The 16,484-nt window shown below is 46.8% G+C and carries 18 protein-coding genes; 8 read left to right on the top strand and 10 right to left on the bottom strand.

The window, feature by feature from the left end:
- Positions 1–73: 73 nt before the first annotated feature.
- Positions 74–1,163, bottom strand: a protein-coding gene (prfB, locus tag BEL04_RS12170) for a peptide chain release factor 2 (protein ID WP_217493638.1) whose coding sequence is annotated in 2 segments (ribosomal slippage) — positions 74–1,102 and positions 1,104–1,163 — 1,089 coding nt in all. Because the reading frame shifts where the segments join, the coding sequence is not laid out codon by codon here.
- A 155-nt stretch (positions 1,164–1,318) separates the two neighbouring features.
- On the opposite strand from prfB, the gene BEL04_RS24315 reads away from it, so the two are divergent.
- A complete protein-coding gene (locus tag BEL04_RS24315) occupies positions 1,319–1,516 on the top strand; it encodes a hypothetical protein (RefSeq protein WP_066004159.1) in 198 nt (65 codons plus the stop codon).
- A 24-nt stretch (positions 1,517–1,540) separates the two neighbouring features.
- Here BEL04_RS24315 and BEL04_RS12160 read toward each other — a convergent pair whose 3' ends face one another.
- From BEL04_RS12160 to BEL04_RS12150, 3 genes are all read right to left on the bottom strand, one after another.
- Positions 1,541–3,964, bottom strand: coding sequence for a hypothetical protein (locus BEL04_RS12160; RefSeq protein WP_139113022.1), 2,424 nt, complete (start codon positions 3,962–3,964; stop codon positions 1,541–1,543).
- A 188-nt stretch (positions 3,965–4,152) separates the two neighbouring features.
- Entirely contained in the window at positions 4,153–4,332 is a 180-nt protein-coding gene (locus BEL04_RS12155) for a hypothetical protein (protein ID WP_066004157.1), read from the bottom strand.
- Between the two features lie 6 nt (positions 4,333–4,338).
- A complete protein-coding gene (locus tag BEL04_RS12150; protein ID WP_066004156.1) occupies positions 4,339–5,457 on the bottom strand; it encodes a DUF4407 domain-containing protein in 1,119 nt (372 codons plus the stop codon).
- Positions 5,458–5,718: 261 nt separating this feature from the next.
- Between BEL04_RS12150 and BEL04_RS12145 the strand changes: the two genes are divergently transcribed.
- The 4 genes from BEL04_RS12145 (at position 5,719) to BEL04_RS12130 (ending at position 9,040) form a co-directional block, all read left to right on the top strand.
- The gene (locus BEL04_RS12145; protein ID WP_066005232.1) at positions 5,719–6,033 is read left to right on the top strand and encodes a rhodanese-like domain-containing protein; all 315 of its coding nucleotides are present in this window, start codon (positions 5,719–5,721) and stop codon (positions 6,031–6,033) included.
- A complete protein-coding gene (locus BEL04_RS12140) occupies positions 6,033–6,221 on the top strand; it encodes a DUF6358 family protein (protein WP_066004155.1) in 189 nt (62 codons plus the stop codon). The genes BEL04_RS12145 and BEL04_RS12140 overlap by 1 nt, the downstream gene beginning before the upstream one ends.
- 25 nt (positions 6,222–6,246) lie before the next feature.
- Positions 6,247–7,149 carry a prohibitin family protein gene (locus BEL04_RS12135; RefSeq protein ID WP_066004153.1) on the top strand — a complete coding sequence of 301 codons (903 nt, stop codon included), beginning with the start codon at positions 6,247–6,249 and terminating at the stop codon, positions 7,147–7,149.
- 61 nt (positions 7,150–7,210) lie between these two features.
- Positions 7,211–9,040, top strand: coding sequence for an ABC transporter ATP-binding protein (locus BEL04_RS12130; protein WP_066004150.1), 1,830 nt, complete (start codon positions 7,211–7,213; stop codon positions 9,038–9,040).
- A gap of 195 nt (positions 9,041–9,235) precedes the next feature.
- Here the strand turns inward: BEL04_RS12130 and BEL04_RS12125 are convergent, their stop codons facing one another.
- The 4 genes from BEL04_RS12125 to BEL04_RS12110 all read right to left on the bottom strand — a co-directional run bounded on the left by BEL04_RS12125 (position 9,236) and on the right by BEL04_RS12110 (position 13,299).
- On the bottom strand, positions 9,236–9,934 hold the full coding sequence (locus BEL04_RS12125; protein WP_175404070.1) for a L,D-transpeptidase family protein: 699 nt from the start codon (positions 9,932–9,934) through the stop codon (positions 9,236–9,238).
- Positions 9,935–10,063: 129 nt separating this feature from the next.
- Positions 10,064–11,071 (bottom strand): inorganic phosphate transporter, encoded by a 1,008-nt coding sequence (locus BEL04_RS12120; protein WP_066004142.1) that lies wholly within the window; start codon positions 11,069–11,071, stop codon positions 10,064–10,066.
- Positions 11,072–11,074: 3 nt separating this feature from the next.
- Positions 11,075–11,725: a DUF47 domain-containing protein gene (locus BEL04_RS12115; protein ID WP_066004140.1), complete on the bottom strand. Its 651-nt coding sequence runs from the start codon at positions 11,723–11,725 to the stop codon at positions 11,075–11,077.
- Positions 11,726–11,922: 197 nt separating this feature from the next.
- Positions 11,923–13,299, bottom strand: a complete 1,377-nt coding sequence (locus BEL04_RS12110) for an aspartate kinase (RefSeq protein ID WP_066004138.1) — start codon at positions 13,297–13,299, stop codon at positions 11,923–11,925.
- Between the two features lie 232 nt (positions 13,300–13,531).
- Here BEL04_RS12110 and BEL04_RS12105 point away from each other — a divergent pair, with 232 nt between their 5' ends.
- Complete coding sequence (locus BEL04_RS12105; RefSeq protein ID WP_066004136.1) at positions 13,532–14,113, top strand: RNA polymerase sigma factor; 582 nt, start codon at positions 13,532–13,534, stop codon at positions 14,111–14,113.
- Positions 14,110–14,619: a hypothetical protein gene (locus BEL04_RS12100; RefSeq protein ID WP_066004134.1), complete on the top strand. Its 510-nt coding sequence runs from the start codon at positions 14,110–14,112 to the stop codon at positions 14,617–14,619. Before BEL04_RS12105 ends, BEL04_RS12100 begins: the two co-directional genes overlap by 4 nt.
- Positions 14,620–14,893: 274 nt before the next feature.
- Here BEL04_RS12100 and BEL04_RS12095 read toward each other — a convergent pair whose 3' ends face one another.
- Complete coding sequence (locus BEL04_RS12095; RefSeq protein ID WP_066004132.1) at positions 14,894–15,085, bottom strand: hypothetical protein; 192 nt, start codon at positions 15,083–15,085, stop codon at positions 14,894–14,896.
- Between the two features lie 142 nt (positions 15,086–15,227).
- Positions 15,228–15,428, bottom strand: a complete 201-nt coding sequence (locus tag BEL04_RS12090) for a hypothetical protein (protein WP_066004130.1) — start codon at positions 15,426–15,428, stop codon at positions 15,228–15,230.
- A gap of 206 nt (positions 15,429–15,634) precedes the next feature.
- Here BEL04_RS12090 and BEL04_RS12085 point away from each other — a divergent pair, with 206 nt between their 5' ends.
- Positions 15,635–16,480: a DUF2911 domain-containing protein gene (locus tag BEL04_RS12085; RefSeq protein ID WP_066004128.1), complete on the top strand. Its 846-nt coding sequence runs from the start codon at positions 15,635–15,637 to the stop codon at positions 16,478–16,480.
- The last annotated feature ends 4 nt before the right edge of the window (positions 16,481–16,484 follow it).

Genomic DNA, 16,484 nt, shown 5'->3' with positions numbered 1-16,484 from the left:
GTTACCTATATCCAATAAAAAAGCCGGGGAACATATCCACCGGCTTTATTTCTTAAAAGAAGCATTTGCACATTTAATTCTTCCCGCCAAACTCCATCAAAAAAGCTTTCAGAAACTCGTCCAGTTCACCATCGAGCACGCCCTGCGCATCGGATGTTTCGTAACCTGTACGTACGTCCTTCACCAGTTTGTACGGGTGCAGCACGTAATTACGTATCTGGCTGCCCCATTCAATTTTCTTTTTATTGCCTTCAATCTCGTTGGTTATCTCCATGCGCTTGCGCATCTCGATCTCGTACAACTGCGATTTCAGCAAGCGTATGGCGTTCTCCTTGTTCTGCAGTTGCGAGCGCGATTCCTGGTTTTTAATGATGATGCCCGATGGTTTGTGGTATAACCGCACGGCGGTTTCAACCTTGTTCACGTTCTGCCCGCCGGCACCGCCCGAGCGGAAGGTTTCAAACTCGATATCAGCCGGGTTAACTTCAATTTCGATACTATCATCAACCAGCGGGTATACGTACACCGACGCGAACGAAGTATGCCGTTTGGCATTGGCATCAAACGGCGATATCCGCACGAGGCGATGCACACCGTTTTCGCCCTTCAGGTATCCGTAGCTAAAATCGCCGTCGAACTGCAGCGTAACAGATTTTACGCCGGCCACGTCCCCTTCCTGAAAGTCCTGCTCGGTAACCTTGTAGCCATTCTTCTGGCCCCACATAATGTACATGCGCATCAGCATACTGGCCCAGTCGCAACTTTCGGTACCACCGGCACCGGCAGTTATCTGTAAAACAGCGCTCAACTGGTCTTCTTCGGCGCTCAGCATGTTTTTAAACTCCAGGTCTTCGGCAACTTTCAGCGCCTGGTTAAACTGTTCGTCCATTTCCTCGGCGGTGGCATCGCCGCTCTGGTAAAACTCAAACATCACTTCGGTATCGGCAACTATGCTTTCAAGCTGCGCGTACGCGTCGGTCCACTGTTTTTTGTTTTTGATGGATGCCAGCACCTTTTCGGCGTCTTTGGGCCGGTCCCAAAAACCGGGGCTGCTGGTTATAGCCTCTTCGGTATGTAGTTCATCGAGCTTGCGTTCGATGTCAAAGATGCCTCCTCAGGGAAGCGGTTCTATCCCTCAAGTCTTGTAATTGTTCTTTAGTCATAACGCAAAAGTAGCGAAATTGTTGGAAGGTTGTAAGGTTGAAATGTTTGAAAGTTACGGCCTGAGTCACGGTTGAATATCTATCACATCCATGCGTGACCACTGTCATTATTCAACCCATTTTAAATACGCAAATTGCCTGAAAAGAGAAACACAATGATTAATCCTAAAACATCGATAATTAAGCGGCTGATGGCACTTCAAAGCAAACACGGCGATTATTTCCGGAGTCACGGTATGGATATCTTTTCGATAATTGTCATTAACCGGCAAACATCGGGGGTAAGTATTATAGGCGATGATGTTCCACTGGATTTAAAGTACGATATCGAGAGCATATTTTATATCCGGTGACTATCGTATACTATTGCTCTGCCATTATTTAACAACCAAAGTTCCCGTCGCATAAACCGGCCGTAAAGTTTTAGCATTTACGCCCTGTACCATGATGGTAAAATCGCCTTTAATATCACTCGTAAAAAACTCAAAACTCACTTTACCGTCTTTACCGGTATTCAGGTTAGGCGACCAATACACTGTGCTGCGCAATTCGGGTTCGTTTGAAGGGTCCTTATCATAATCGGGCAAGATAAAATTGTTGGGTGTACTGATGTTTTTCAGCAGGAAATGATTAGGCTGCACCTGCGATGCACAGCCATGATAGACCACCTGGTGCCCTTGATAGGTGTAGATGCCGCCATCTACCGGCGGGTTGCCGAATTTATGGTTCGGACAGTTGAGGATGTTGTAAAGACATACATAATCGTTACAGGTTTTCGAGGTAAAGTCGCGCCCGTCGAAAGACAGCCCCAGTGTCTTCACCTGGTTTTGTATTTTAACCTCGTGCAGCTGGATAGTGCCCTTCAGGTTAATGCCGGTTTTATCGTTCAGTTTAACCATGGTATTGTATGCATCCGGGAATCTGAACACGCCTGAGTAGGTGACAATATTATCGTACTCGCCTTCGTAATCATTGAGCTTGATAGCATACTTATCATAAAAATCCTGGTTCAGCATCAGATACTTTTTCTCGCCTGCTTGTGCTGTTAGACTTTCGGGGGGAATATAAAAAGTACCTTCGGGTGTTAAGGGAATCTCATCAATACTATTTTTCGATAGCATGATCAACGACTTTAAGGCCAAAGGTTTGTTCTTCAGACTGGTTATCTGCCCGCTAACGCCATCGGCACTTTTGAACATTTTGCGGTAGCCCTTGGGTTTATAATTTAAAATACTTGCCCAGTCACTGCCATACCATGTTTTGCCGGTCAGTATCGCATCCAGGTCGTTGGCGCCTGCATTACTGTAATGCTGGTCGGCAAACGAGCGGCTTAACGGTTTGTAATAGTAATTATCCAATATAGTAGTATAGCTTTCGGCGCTGATGCGTGTTTTTTCGACCACCGCTGCCGAGAGGTTAGCCAGGATAGGGTTGCCCGCCTCGCCTTCGGCGCTGATAGTAACCTTCACCTTCTGCCGCTGCCCGTAGCCCGGCTTATCTGTTTGTACCGATATCCTGATCTGCTCATTTTGCCTGTTCATCAGCAGGCGCTCGGCAGTAACCAGGCCCCGGCTGTTAAACAAGGCCAGGCTGAGCACCGCTCTTGGATATTGCGCGGCTGGAATATCCACATGCGCCGATCCTCCAGGCTCAACCAGTATCATTTTTCTCCACAACACTTCATCGTACGAACGTAGCACCAGTGTGCAGCTATCGCTTTTGCTTTGGTTGTGTATCAATGCCGAAAATCCATTTCCAGCCTTTATAACCTGTAAACTCCAGGCCCCCGGTTCTATTGAAGCAGTAAAAGCGATAGGCGTTTTATTGGTGTTGCCCGGCACTTCAAAATGATATTGTGATATGGATTGAGGAATGAAGTTAAACTGCGCTATACCATATCCATTGGTTTGCAAGCGGGCCATTACCTTATCGCCATCTTTTAAAATCAGAGCTGTCGGCAACGGGTTGCCTTTATTATCACCGGCTTCAACCACCACATGGTTATCAACTCCGGCAACCAGGTGCCCGCCTTCGGGCCATACTTTTACTATTACCGGGCTGGCTTCGTGCCGCAGGTTAAGGTTCAGGTCGGCCACGTCGTCATCTTTAGTAAAGCGTGCCTGTACTTTAAGCGTTTGGTCGTCGGTAATTTGCGGGTAGGTGAACGAAATAAACGCCTCGCCTAAAAAGTTAGTGGTTATTTTGCCGGCTTTTACCGGCTTATCATCAACTAAAAGCCGGTAGCTGCCTTTTACATCGGTAACGTAACGGTTGCCCTTTTTCAGCTTTACCAGTATATCCACCGGCGAGCCGCGCCGCAGTTTGGCGCTATCGGTAACGCCGGCCTCGGCTTCCATATTGTCGGCATTATTTTTAAATATCCTGATCTTTTGTACGAAAACCTGCCCGGCCGGTAAGTTCAGCATTGAGTTGGTAAAGGCATAAAAAAAATACTCACCTTCCTTCAGGGTGTCGGGCAGTAAAATATCGCCGTGCGCACGTACATCATACATCGGGAACTGCGCACTCAGCACCACTTTTTTATCGGCATCTTTAACACGTACAAAAAGCACCTTATTCTGCAGGTCGGTACCGCTTAACAGGTAAGCTTTAAACCAGATACTTTCATTGGTGAGGTAATTGTTTTTGTCGAGGTGTACGTACAGGTTACAAAAAGGGCGCTCGGCCTGGTAAATGGCCAACCTTCGTTTCAAGGTGTCGACGAGCGGATCCGTCTGCGCATGACACAAAACGCAAAGCAATGTGCAATGCAGCAGTATGAACAGGACAATTTTTTTCATGCGGTTTATGTGCCCGCATAAAAGTAGTTGTTTTTAGGTATAACTAATATGGATATATAGCTAATTGATTTTGACGGAAGGGTAGGGATGAGTTGGTTAAAATGTTGGAATGTTGGAGTTTGTTCAGCTGTGTTCTTTGAAGCTTAAAAGTTGAGTGTTATAAAATTTAGAAATTTTTGTTCAATCATTCAGTCAATCAATCCTTCAATGATTATTATCAGGGCGTTGCCTGCGGCCCGGGCTATCCGCTCATACTGCGCTACCTGTCCCGATACCCATCGGGAGGCATTAGCCACGGCCCGCCCCGAGTCCGTCGAAGGGCCGGTATCCGCTGCTATCCCTAACGCAACTCCAACAATGTCACCCAATATTTCTTAATCATACCGCTGCCTGCCCAAATCCCACTCGGCCTGGCCGGTGATGGTCTGCTTTCGCTTATCTATGGCCGTTTTTAAACGGTGGTCGTAGGTTTCGTCGGTAACGGCGATCTCATGGTCGCGGTCCTTATCAGCGTAATAATTATTGGCTTCCTCAATCCGCGAAAGCGCTACATCATACGGCCCCTTAGGCGACATCAGTTTTACGAACACCGGCAAACATTCAAACAGGATAAACAGGTAAGCGATGAACGATTCGGCCAGGTAGGTATCCAGGTCCTTGGTACCATCGTCTTTAAAAGCCAGTTGCCCCAGCGCCCAGTTACGGTCGGCGAAACCGGCTACGTTGGCCAGGCTGTCCAGTTGATGATCGTTGAACAGGGTAACACTGTTCAGGCCGTCCAGCTGTTTACGCTGGGTAAGGTAACTGTCCATCTTGTCCATATCGCCCTGCACTATCTTCAGCCGGTCTTCCTTTTCCTGCAAAACGCCCTGCTTTTGCTTGGCATAGGTGCCGTAACCTTTAATACCCGAAGTCTGGTTGGTCTTATCGCCAAAAACTTCCTGGTTAAGCTGATAGCGCGATTGGTTGATATCTTTGGTGAGCGAGTCGCGCTCCTTTTTCAATTCACTGTTTTTGGCTATCTGCTGGGTGTATTTATCGTTATAAGATTTTTGCAGGGTATCTATTTTGCGGCGCTGCCCGTTAAGGTAACTGGTTTTGAGTTTCTGGCGTATCTCCTTGTCAAATATCTTCAGTTCGAGCGGGCGCGATATCACCACACCGATCATGATGGCCAGCAAAATACGCGGCGACGCCTGTAATATCTGCTGGTTTACGGTGCCTTGTTTGTTAATGCTGCTGACGATATAGCGGTCCATATTAAAAATGGCCGTTCCCCACAGTAAACCGAACAAAATGGCAAAACCCACAGCAAAAGCGCTGCCGCTGAACACAAAATACATGGCATATCCGCCCGATAGGGAGGCAAACAACGCTGTGAAAAATATGGTGGCGCCAATACCTACATATTTATTGTGCTCGACCGGGTATTTCTTTAAGGTATCGACATGTGCGCCGCTGCAAAACCAAAAAAAACGCGTTACTTTCCTCATTTTAACTCCATATGTTGCTTTATTAAACGCCCGTAAGCGATTATTGTTACAGGTGAATAATGATTGAATGAAAATCTCTGAATCTGACAACATTTATTAAAAAAAACGCGACAAACAACCTCAACGCTTCAATCTTATAACTTTGCAACCTTCAAACTTTACAACCTTCCAACATCTCCCCAAACACCTTACACCTGCATGATCCATTTTTCTGTGATAAAAAATATACCTTTGAACTATAATTTGATACATCATAAAAAAATGAAAGAAATAACCGTACAGGAACTAAAAGAAAAAATGGATAAAGGCGAGGACTTTCAATTGATCGACGTTCGCGAAGAATTTGAATACGAAACCTCGAACCTTGGCGGTGTGCTGATCCCTTTGGCCGGCGTACTGATCGAGAAGGACAAAATTGCCACGGATAAACCTGTGATTGTGCATTGCCGCAGCGGTAAACGGAGTGCGGTTGCCATTATGCAACTGGAGCCTCTTGGCTATACCAACCTTTACAATTTACAAGGGGGCATCCTGGCCTGGGCCGAGGAGATTGACCCTAACATGAGTGTGTACTAATGGTACTGAAATTTATCCTCAACATATTGTATAACCTGTGTATTATCATCTGCGTGGTAGTGATCTGGTCGGGTTTTAAGAACCACAACTGGGCCTATGTGGCAGGTGCAACCTTTATTGGTGCGATGATCATCATCTTTAAATTACGCCTGATAAAGGATGTAAAGAATATGACAAAAAAGCCCTAACTTTCAGTATTAAATCAAAACTGAAATGTTTATAGCAATCATCGGTATAATCGTCCTCGTGGTGGGCATGGTTATCAAACAAGGGCAGTCGCAGGCGGCTCACTTTTCGCGCGCCATTACCATAGTTGGTGTGGTTATTACGGCCCTGGGCCTGTTAAGCTCATCGGTTAAAGTGATCGAGCCCGGCATGGTGGGCGTACAATCATTGTTCGGCAAGGTACAGCCCGATGTTTTGGAAAGCGGCCTGCACTTTATCGACCCGGTTGTCGAAGTAACCGAGTTTGACGCCCGCACGCAGAACTATACCATGAGCGCAGTGAGCACCGAGGGCGACAAAACCGGCGACGACGCCATCCGGGTATTGTCGTCGGACGGGTTGGAGGTCACTATCGACCTTTCGGTACTATACCGTGTGAGCCCCACGAAAACGCCTTTCATCCTGCAAAACTTAGGTACCGGTTACGTCGAGAAAATTGTGCGCCCCATTGCCCGCACGGCCATCCGCGACAATGCGGTATCGTACGAAGCGGTATCGTTATACTCAACTAAAAGAGCAGAGTTTCAGAGCCGGATATACAATGCCATCAGCACCGCCTTTGCCAAAAACGGTATCGAGCTGCAAAGCGTTTTGGTGCGTAACATCACCTTACCGGCATCGGTTAAGGCCAGCATCGAATCAAAGATCAATGCCGAGCAGGACGCTCAGAAAATGCAGTTTGTATTGCAGAAAGAGCGCCAGGAAGCCGACCGTAAGCGAGTTGAGGCACAAGGTATAGCCGATTATCAGAAGATCCTCTCGACCGGCCTGTCCGACAAGCAATTGCAATACGAAGCCATCAAAGCTCAGAAAGAGATCGCGCTTTCGCCGAACGCCAAGGTGATCATCATGGGCGGCAAGCCGGGTTCGATTATTTTGGGGAAAGAGTAAACAAGCAAAAGTATTAGGTAAACTGCCGGCGCTATTGCTATTTTAGCAGGATAATCCATTTATGGCACGTCAACCCATTGCTCCCGTTCCGCGCATCTCGCTCAAAGAAAGATTGATGGCCCTGGGTAACCTGCCGGCTTTTTTTAAGCTGATATGGCAAACCAGCCCCTGGATGACATCGCTTAGCTTTTTGCTGCGCATCGCCAAATCGGTTTTGCCGCTTTCAACCTTATACGTTACCAAACTCATTATTGATGAGGTTGTTGCGCTGAATAAAAGCCACGGTGGCGACTATCACCGGCTGTGGGAGTACATAGCCGCGCAGTTCGCGCTGGCTATCATTTCGGATATACTGGGCCGGGCTATGACTTTGGTTGACAGCATGCTGGGCGACCTGTTTGCCAACCACACCTCGGTGCGTATTATGGAGCACGCCGCCAAGCTCGACCTCGACCAATTTGAAGACTCTTATTTTTACGATAAGCTGGAGCGCGCGCGCCAGCAAACTACCGGGCGCACGGCCTTACTGTCGCAGGTAATGAGCCAGGTGCAGGATCTGATCACCATCGGCGCTTTTGCCGCCGGCCTGCTGGCCTTTAACTTCTGGCTGATGGCTTTGATGCTGCTGGCTGTTATACCCTCATTTTTAGGCGAGGCCTATTTTAACGATCGTACCTACGCGCTTACCCGCGGCCAGACGCCCGAACGCCGCGAACTGGACTACCTGCGCTATATCGGCGCAAGCGACGATACCGCTAAGGAAGTAAAGATATTCGACCTATCGGGTTTTATTATCGACCGTTTTAAAAAGCTGTCGACCAAGTTTTATCGCGAAAACAGCCAGCTCGCTATCAAACGCTCAGGCTGGGGCGCATTCTTCTCGTTTATCAGTACAGGTGGTTATTATGCTGCTTACATGATCATCGTTTACAAGGCCGCTACCGGCCACAGCACCATAGGGCAGCTGATGTTTATGGCCGGCTCGTTCAGCCAGATGCGCAGTTTGGTCGAAGGTATTTTATCGCGCTTTACCACGGTTTCGCAGGGTGCCATCTACCTGCGCGACTTTTTCGACTTTTTCGAAATAGAGCCTAAAATTAAACCGCCTGTTAACCCCGTACCTTACCCTAACCCGGTTGTGTATGGGTACACTTTCGAGAACGTGGGCTTTAAATACCATAACTCCGAACGCTGGGCAAACCGCAACCTGAACTTTACCCTCAAGCCCGGCGAGAAACTGGCGCTGGTAGGCGAAAACGGCGCCGGGAAAACCACGTTGGTAAAACTACTGGCCCGGCTTTACGACCCAACCGAAGGCCGCATACTGCTTGATGGTATCGACCTGAAGGAGTACGACATCGATCAGCTGCGTATGCATACCGGGGTCATCTTCCAGGATTTTCTGCGTTACCAGTTCTCGATGGCTCAAAACATCGGTGTTGGCAACATTAAGCATGTCGACGATATGGATATGATACGCTCCTCTGCAAAACGCAGCCTGGCCGATGCACTGGCCGAAAAATTAGCCGGCGGTTACGATCAGATGCTCGGCCGCAGGTTTAACCAGGGTGTCGACTTATCCGGCGGCGAATGGCAAAAAGTGGCCCTTGCCCGCGCCTATATGCGCGATGCCGAATTATTGATCCTGGATGAGCCTACCGCCGCTTTGGATGCACGCGCCGAGTATGAGGTATTTCAGCGCTTTGCGCAATTGACCGAGGGCAGGACTGCTGTGTTGATATCGCACCGCTTTTCGACCGTGCGCATGGCCGACCGTATTTTAGTTTTGGATAAAGGCGAGCTGATCGAGATCGGCAGTCACGAAGAACTACTGGAAAAAGGTGGCCGCTATGCTGAACTGTTTAACCTGCAGGCTGCAGGGTACAGATAGTCTTGGTTAACGTCAGGTCAATTAAAAAACCGATTGTCATTTCGAAGGAGCAATGAGGAGTTGGGTGGTTGCACGACTGAGAAATCTTCTGCGATTGCTATAATCGTCGTGCATTTCGCAGAAGGTTTCTCCTCATGCCCATGCTGAGCCCAACGCTATTGGTCGAAATGACATACGTTTTCATATCCCATAATATTAATTAACATGCTGAACGCCGCTAAACCAGTACTCTTTATTTTTGATTCCTGCTACCGGTGGCACATGGTATTTTTCGAACAGATCGTACCCCGGTTTTAGCGTTCGCCAGAATTTTTGATACGGCAACCTGGCATAGGCCGCAAACTTTTTCGCCGTCATCCTGAAAGGGAAAATATCTACGTCGATCTTTTCCTGCCCGGCCTCAAAAGCTTTATACATCAAGGTATAGATCTCTTCGATGCGTGGATTCGTCATGGCATAGCAGCCTATTGATGCACAATGACCGTGTATCATAATCGCATCACCGGTATAGCCCTTTATTATTTCGAGTTTATTGGGATAGCCTATATTTACAGCCAGGTAATAGTTGCTTGCCGGGTTTAGCTGCGCAGGAGTTATCGTGTAAAACCCTTCGGGGCTTTTTCCATCGCCCGAGCGCGTTTTGGTACCCAGTCCGCCCGAGAAAAAACATATCTCATAACTTTTATACAAATGGTAACGGCTGCCGTGTTTCAGCCAAACCTCGAGCAGGCCTTCGTCTTTAATGATACGGATATACATCGGCGAAGCCAGCACAAAATGCCTGCCGGTCAGTTCTTTTTGCATACGCGGCCAAACGTTTTCGCGTACGTCGCTGGCCAGTTTGCTATCGGGCAGGTCGCGCTTCGCTGCCGGCATCCATAATGCAATAAGCATTACATAAAGTTTAAACATTGCGAATAAGCGTTAAGGTATTGCATCTGAAACGCAAACTTACCGGCAATATTTTATTAAAAACTAAATTTTTAGTTTTTCAATCGTATTTGTTTATGAAAGGCTGATTCCTTAAATCGCCAGGGACTTGATAGCGAAGAATACGATGCCGGCGATCAAAGCCGAAATAGGGATGGTGATGATCCACGCCCAGATGAGGTTGATAGTAACCCCCCAGCGCACAGCCGACACCCGTTTGGTTAAACCCACGCCAATGATGGAACCTGTTAAGGTGTGCGTGGTTGAAACCGGTATGCCAAACTGTTCGGTAATAAATAGTGTAACAGCGCCTGCTGTTTCGGCGCTCACCCCTTCGAGCGGGGTAACCTTGGTTATTTTGGTGCCCATTGTTTTCACGATCTTCCACCCGCCGCTCATGGTACCCAGAGCAATTGCAGAATAACAGGTTAAAGGTATCCACTCGGGCATAGGCGCCCCTTTCATGGATGGATAGTAAGCCAGCAAAGCCACATAAATGATACCCATTACCTTTTGGGCATCGTTACCGCCATGTGCAAAGCTCAGCGCGCCCGAGGATACGAGTTGCAGGCGTTTAAACCATTTTTCGGTTTTAGACGGCCTTGCATTTTTGCAGATATGTAAGATGGCGATATTAATGGCAAAACCGATGATGCTGCCTATAATGGGCGCCAGGAATATAAAGGCAACTATCTTAATGATCGGACCCGCATTAATCGCATCAAAGGCGTTCTGATGCAAAAACATGGCATTGGTCATGCCGGCACCGGCAAAACCGCCTATCAGCGTATGCGAAGAGCTCGAAGGTATACCAAACCACCAGGTAATCAGATTCCAGGTAATGGCTGCTACCAGGCCCGCCAGGATCACATCAAGTGTAATAAAATTTTCGTGTACGGTTTTGGCTATGGTGTTGGCAACCTTATGGTCCTTTACTAAAAAATAGGCCAGAAAGTTAAATGCTGCTGCCCAGATAACAGCAGCCAGCGGTGATAGCACCTTGGTGGATACTACAGTAGCGATAGAGTTAGCCGCATCGTGAAAACCATTGATGAAATCAAAAATTACGGCTAAACAAATAACCACAACAAGTAGCGTCATATACTATGCGTTTTTAACTAAGATGGTTTCCATTACGTTAGCTACATCCTCGCACATATCGGTGGCATTCTCTAAAGTGGCCAATATTTCTTTGTATTTAATAAGCGTTATGGCATCCTTTTCGTACAGGAACAAATCGGCCACGGCACGGTCGAACACGTAGTCGGCCTGGTTTTCGATGCTGTTAATGCGGATGCACGAATCGGCTATGTTGCGTACATTTTTAAGATCTTTCAACTCGCGTACGGCTTTTTCCATATCAACGCTGGCCTGCAGTATCAGGTCGGCCAGTTTGCGTATAGGCACGGTAAAATCCTCGATCTTGTACAGGTTCATGCGGTTTGCGGCACCCTGTATGTTATCGGCAATATCGTCGATGGCGGTTGCCAGGGTATGGATATCTTCCCTGTCGAAAGGGGTGATAAAATTTTTGCCTAATTCAAGATAAATCTGGTGCGTAAGCTCGTCACCAATATTCTCCAGTTTATCAATTTGCTTGTAATACTCGTCGCGGGCCTCGGCATTATGCGAGTTTACCGTTTCGACCAATACAGTGGCAATGGCAACCACGTTGCTGGCGGCCTGTTCAAATAGCGGGAAGAAAACTTTTCGGTCTTTGGGGACGAAGTATTGAAAAATGCTGTTTAGCGACATTTGTCTTTATAGTTTGTGAAGTACAGACAGGCAAAGATAACCTCGCTATGTTAAGTTAATGTTAAGCAATAAAAAATGATGAACTTCGGAGGATACTATGCGCAATTATGCTAAACAGGTCAGATTACAACAAAAAAGGCTCCTAGCGACGACAAACGCCGCCAGAAGCCTCCGTTTATCTTAACAATAGCTAAACTTTAGGCCATTGCTTTATTCAGCGCGATGATCGCATCATCAAAATCTTCGCGGGCTACCAAAAACTGGATGTTTACCTTGCGTAAAGCAAAGCCGGCGCTCTTGATGTCGATATTGGCCGCCGAAAGCGCCCCGGCCGATTTAGCCAGTAAACCTACCTGGTCCATATTCGAGCCTATCAGGCAAACCATCGCCATTTTTTCGACGGTTACTTTTTCAAACTTCTCTTCCAGCTCCCTGATCAGCTCCTTGTTAAAATCCTTCTCCCATATCACGATCGAGATGCTGTTGGCGCTGGTTGCTTTAAAATTGTAGCTGATGCCAAGGTCATAAAACACCCGCATAATCTCAAAGTCGGTACCTACGTTGCCTACCATTAACGGGTCGTAAATATCGATCATCACCAGCTTGGTAGTACCGGTAATCACCTCCACGCGCTTATGCGGCGATACATAATCCTTGGTGATCAGCGTACCCGGGTGCTCCGGCTCGAAGGTATTTTTAATACGCAGGTTGATATTGTTGATCTCGAGCGGCTTGGATGCTTTAGGATGGATGGCTTCCATACCCACATCTGCCAGTTGATCGGCCACATCGTAATTGGTAAACCCTACCGGGATACAGTTATCCGTCCCAACCAAAACCGGATCGGCACTGCACAAATGGTATTCTTTATGGATGATGGCTTCCTGGGGTTTAACGGCAACGGCTATCTTGCAAAAGGTTACCTCGCTGTATCCGCGGTCAAACTCGCGCATAATACCTTCGGTACCTTTGGCGTAGCCGGTTACTATACAAATGGTTTTATCGAACTCGATATTGCTGAAAGTATGCTTAATGCGCTGATCGATGGTGTACGATTTATGATCGTGGAAGCCGCTCAGGTCGACCAGCGTGGCGTTGATACCCATATTCTGCAAGATATTGGTAAACACGAAAGCCGAGTGGCTTTCGCCGATAGATGCCAGAATCTCGCGCGCGGCCTGTAAAATGCCTTCTTTGCTTACATAGCCCGATGCCAGTATGTTGGCCAGGTTATCCAGGTATTGCTTGGCATCATTAACACGATCTTCGATAAATTTATCTGCAAGCGGCAGGTCCAAACCCAGGCCTACGTATTTTTTATTGATGGTTTGCAGGCTCACGATCAACTCGGCCAAAGCGTGGTGAAACTCCTGGTATTTGGCAATACGATGGTAAACGCCTGGCTCACCTGTTTTTTTATTCTCTAAAAGCAAATTGGTTACGCCCGAAAAAGCCGATACCACGAAGATACGGTTGTACAGCTCATCGCCTTTACGCTCAAATAAAATAATGTTATTGATGACATCTTTTAAGGCACTCATCGATGTGCCGCCTATTTTTTCTACTGTTAGCATTGTTATGTATTGATCCTAAGCAACGTATCCGCTAAGGTGGGCGCAAATTTATAAAAATAGCTGAAAAATTGTCGACTGGTTTTATAGATAACCATAACAGATATTAAGGGTAGCAGTTATCACGTGCCGCTATTGGCGGTGCAGGCGGCGCTCATTCTTCTCATCTAATTTTAACTATTTTTACATCTGCCTGTAACCTCATATACCTTACCCGCGTCAGAGACGTTAATTAATGCAAAGCAAGTATACCGATACCGAACTGATAACCCGATCGCTGGCCGGCGACCAGGCAGCCTATGCCGACCTGATCAGGCGCCACCAGCGGTTTGTGTTCACATTGGCACTGCGCTTTGCCAAAACGCGCGAAGACGCTGAAGAAATTGCGCAGGATTGCTTTGTAAAAGCATACCGCTCGCTGCAAAGCTTCAACGGTGAAGCAAAATTCAGTACATGGCTGTACAGCATTGTATATACTACCGCAATGACATTTTTGCGTAAAAAAAGGCTGGATACCTCCTCGATAGACGACGAGAATACCTACCTTCAGATTGAGAATAAACCCGGCGGCTTCGACGGCGACCTTGCCGAGCAAAAATCGCGATCGTATTATCTGAACAAAGCCATCGAACAATTGCTGCCCGACGATGCCATGGTCATCACATTGTTCTACAAAGGCGAACAATCGCTCGAGGAAATAGGGCAAGCTATGGGAATTGAGCCCAATAACGTAAAGGTTAAACTATTTAGGGCAAGGCAACGTTTAAAGGAACGGCTGGAGCTTACATTAAAACACGAAGTAAACGAACTGATATGAATAGTGTAGAAGAAAAGATATGGAACTATATTGATGGCAACTGCAGCCCCGACGAGCAGCAGGCTATGGATATACTGATAGCGACCGATGATGTTTACAAACGTAAATACCACGAGCTATCGAAACTGAATATCGAGTTTTCGTGTATGATGGAACTCGACGAACCATCGATGGGCTTTGGCTACAAGGTGATGGAAACCATCCGTACCGAGAACGCGATGAAGCCTTTAAAGGCAACTATTGATAAGCGCATTATAAAAGGCATTGCCGCCTTTTTTGTGGTAAGTATAGTTACCTTGCTGGTTTTTGCGCTTATTAACGTAAGCTGGACAAATACAAACAGTACAAATACCCTGTTATCAGGTCAGGATATTAAAATACCGCAATTGGGTAATTATCTCAACGGAACCGTGTTGAAAGTTTTTATTTTGTTTGATATTGTACTGGCGTTGTTTTTGGCAGACGGTTACCTGCGCAAAAAACTGAACAATAGGCAGACACAATAGTATACACTGTCTGTCAATTGCAACAAAACAAGGCAAAATGAATTGTAAACACATGTTTTTAAAGCGTAAAACAAGTTTGGTACAGATATTGTATTACACTAAAACGAATCGGTAAACTTACCGGTTTAATTGTGATAAGGTTTAGGTTGAAAGTCCCCTGGAGCAAGTCTGGGGGGCTTTTTATTTTTTCAGGCTTATTAAGCCAGGTCTGCCATTCTCCGATCAATATCAATAAATCCTGAGTCCTGCTTCTTGTCTCTTGATTCCCCCTTCACTACGACAGGTATTGATGAATGGTCGGTATGATACCATTCGCAAAACTATTGTGGCTGGGCGTATTGAGATACCATTTATGGCCGGCTGGTGTAGGCTGACTGGTATAGTTATGCTCGTGAGGGCCGCTAATGGTTTTTGCGGCAATAGCTATGATATGCAGTTCGGGTTTGTGCCAGCTTTTCTTTTTCATATGTGTGATGAACTATGAATGTATAAAGATAACAAAAACATTTCAGTGCCTATGCCTCGAAAAGCACATGAAAAACAGCCGATTAAGCGTAACAGTTCTTCCCGGCGCCTGGCCGGATACGCAACTTTCAACGGCCGCCTCCTTACGACAGGTATTGGAGAAGGGTTTTTGTAAGATTGGTTTGAAACAGGCTGTGGTTTGGCGTATTGTTAAAAAGCCCACGGCCTTTTGGCGTTGCGTGGGTTGTAAAGGCGTGTTCGTGAAAGCCGTTAATGTATTTCGAAGAAACATCTGTAGTAGCTATAATGTGCAGTTCGGGGTTGGCCCAGGTTTTCTTTTTCATAATCAAGGGGTTTCGGTTACCTAAAGATAGCTAATAAATAATATTTTCAAATATGCCCGCATTTAAGCGGCACAGTAAATAACGCCCGATGATATCTCGCCTTGTGCCCCCTTTTTGTCTCTCCGATGGTGATTTCTGCATACTGTTAAAATCTGTAATATTTATTAGCTTCGTATAGTTAACTTGTAACCAAATAAACTATCGCAATGAAAAGATTTACTTACCTTTTATTACTGGTACTGGCCGTTTCAGGCATCAGTACCGCAAATGCACAGGGGCTTAAAATACCCGCTGCAAGCTCAACCCAAACTATTACGCAGGATCTTGGCCTGGGTAAAATTACCATCGTTTACTCGCGCCCGAATGCTAAAGGACGTGTAATGCTGGGCAAGCAAGAGCCATACGGCACCGTTTGGCGCACCGGTGCCAATAGTGCAACTACCATTACCTTTACCGATGATGTAACCATCGAGGGTAACAAAGTGCCGGCTGGTACTTATGGGTTATTCAGTATTCCCGATCCTAAAGAGTGGACCATCATCCTAAGCAAAACCAGCAAAACCTGGGGCGCCTACAGCTACAAGCAGGAAGAAGATTTTTTACGCTTCAGGGTAAAAGCCTGGAACATAAAAGAACCCGTAGAAACCTTTACCATGCAGTTTGAAAACGTAATGCCTACTGCAGCCGACCTGCACCTGGCCTGGGAACATACCGCTTTAACCTTCCACATTACTACCGATGTTGATGCCCGCGTAATGGCCAGCATCGACGAAGCGATGAAAGGCGAAAAGAAACCATACTTCGCGGCAGCGCAATATTATTACGATAACAATAAAGACATGGCTAAAGCGCTGGAGTGGATAAACGAGTTGGAAAAAACACAGCCAAAATCGCAGTTTGTAAAAGTTTGGAAGGCCCGTATCCAGCTCAAGGCAGGCGACAAAAAAGGTGCCCTGGCTACTGCCGAAGAAGGCGTACGCTTATCAAAAGAAGCTAAAGACGGCGAGTACGAGCGCTTAAACGCCGCCGTGGCCGCACAGGCAAAATCGTAATCAG

The organism is Mucilaginibacter sp. PPCGB 2223, assembly GCF_001705515.1.
Classification (GTDB): domain Bacteria; phylum Bacteroidota; class Bacteroidia; order Sphingobacteriales; family Sphingobacteriaceae; genus Mucilaginibacter.
The sequence above is the reverse complement of the archived record's forward strand: the minus strand, read 5'-3'. Positions and strand labels throughout refer to the sequence as shown.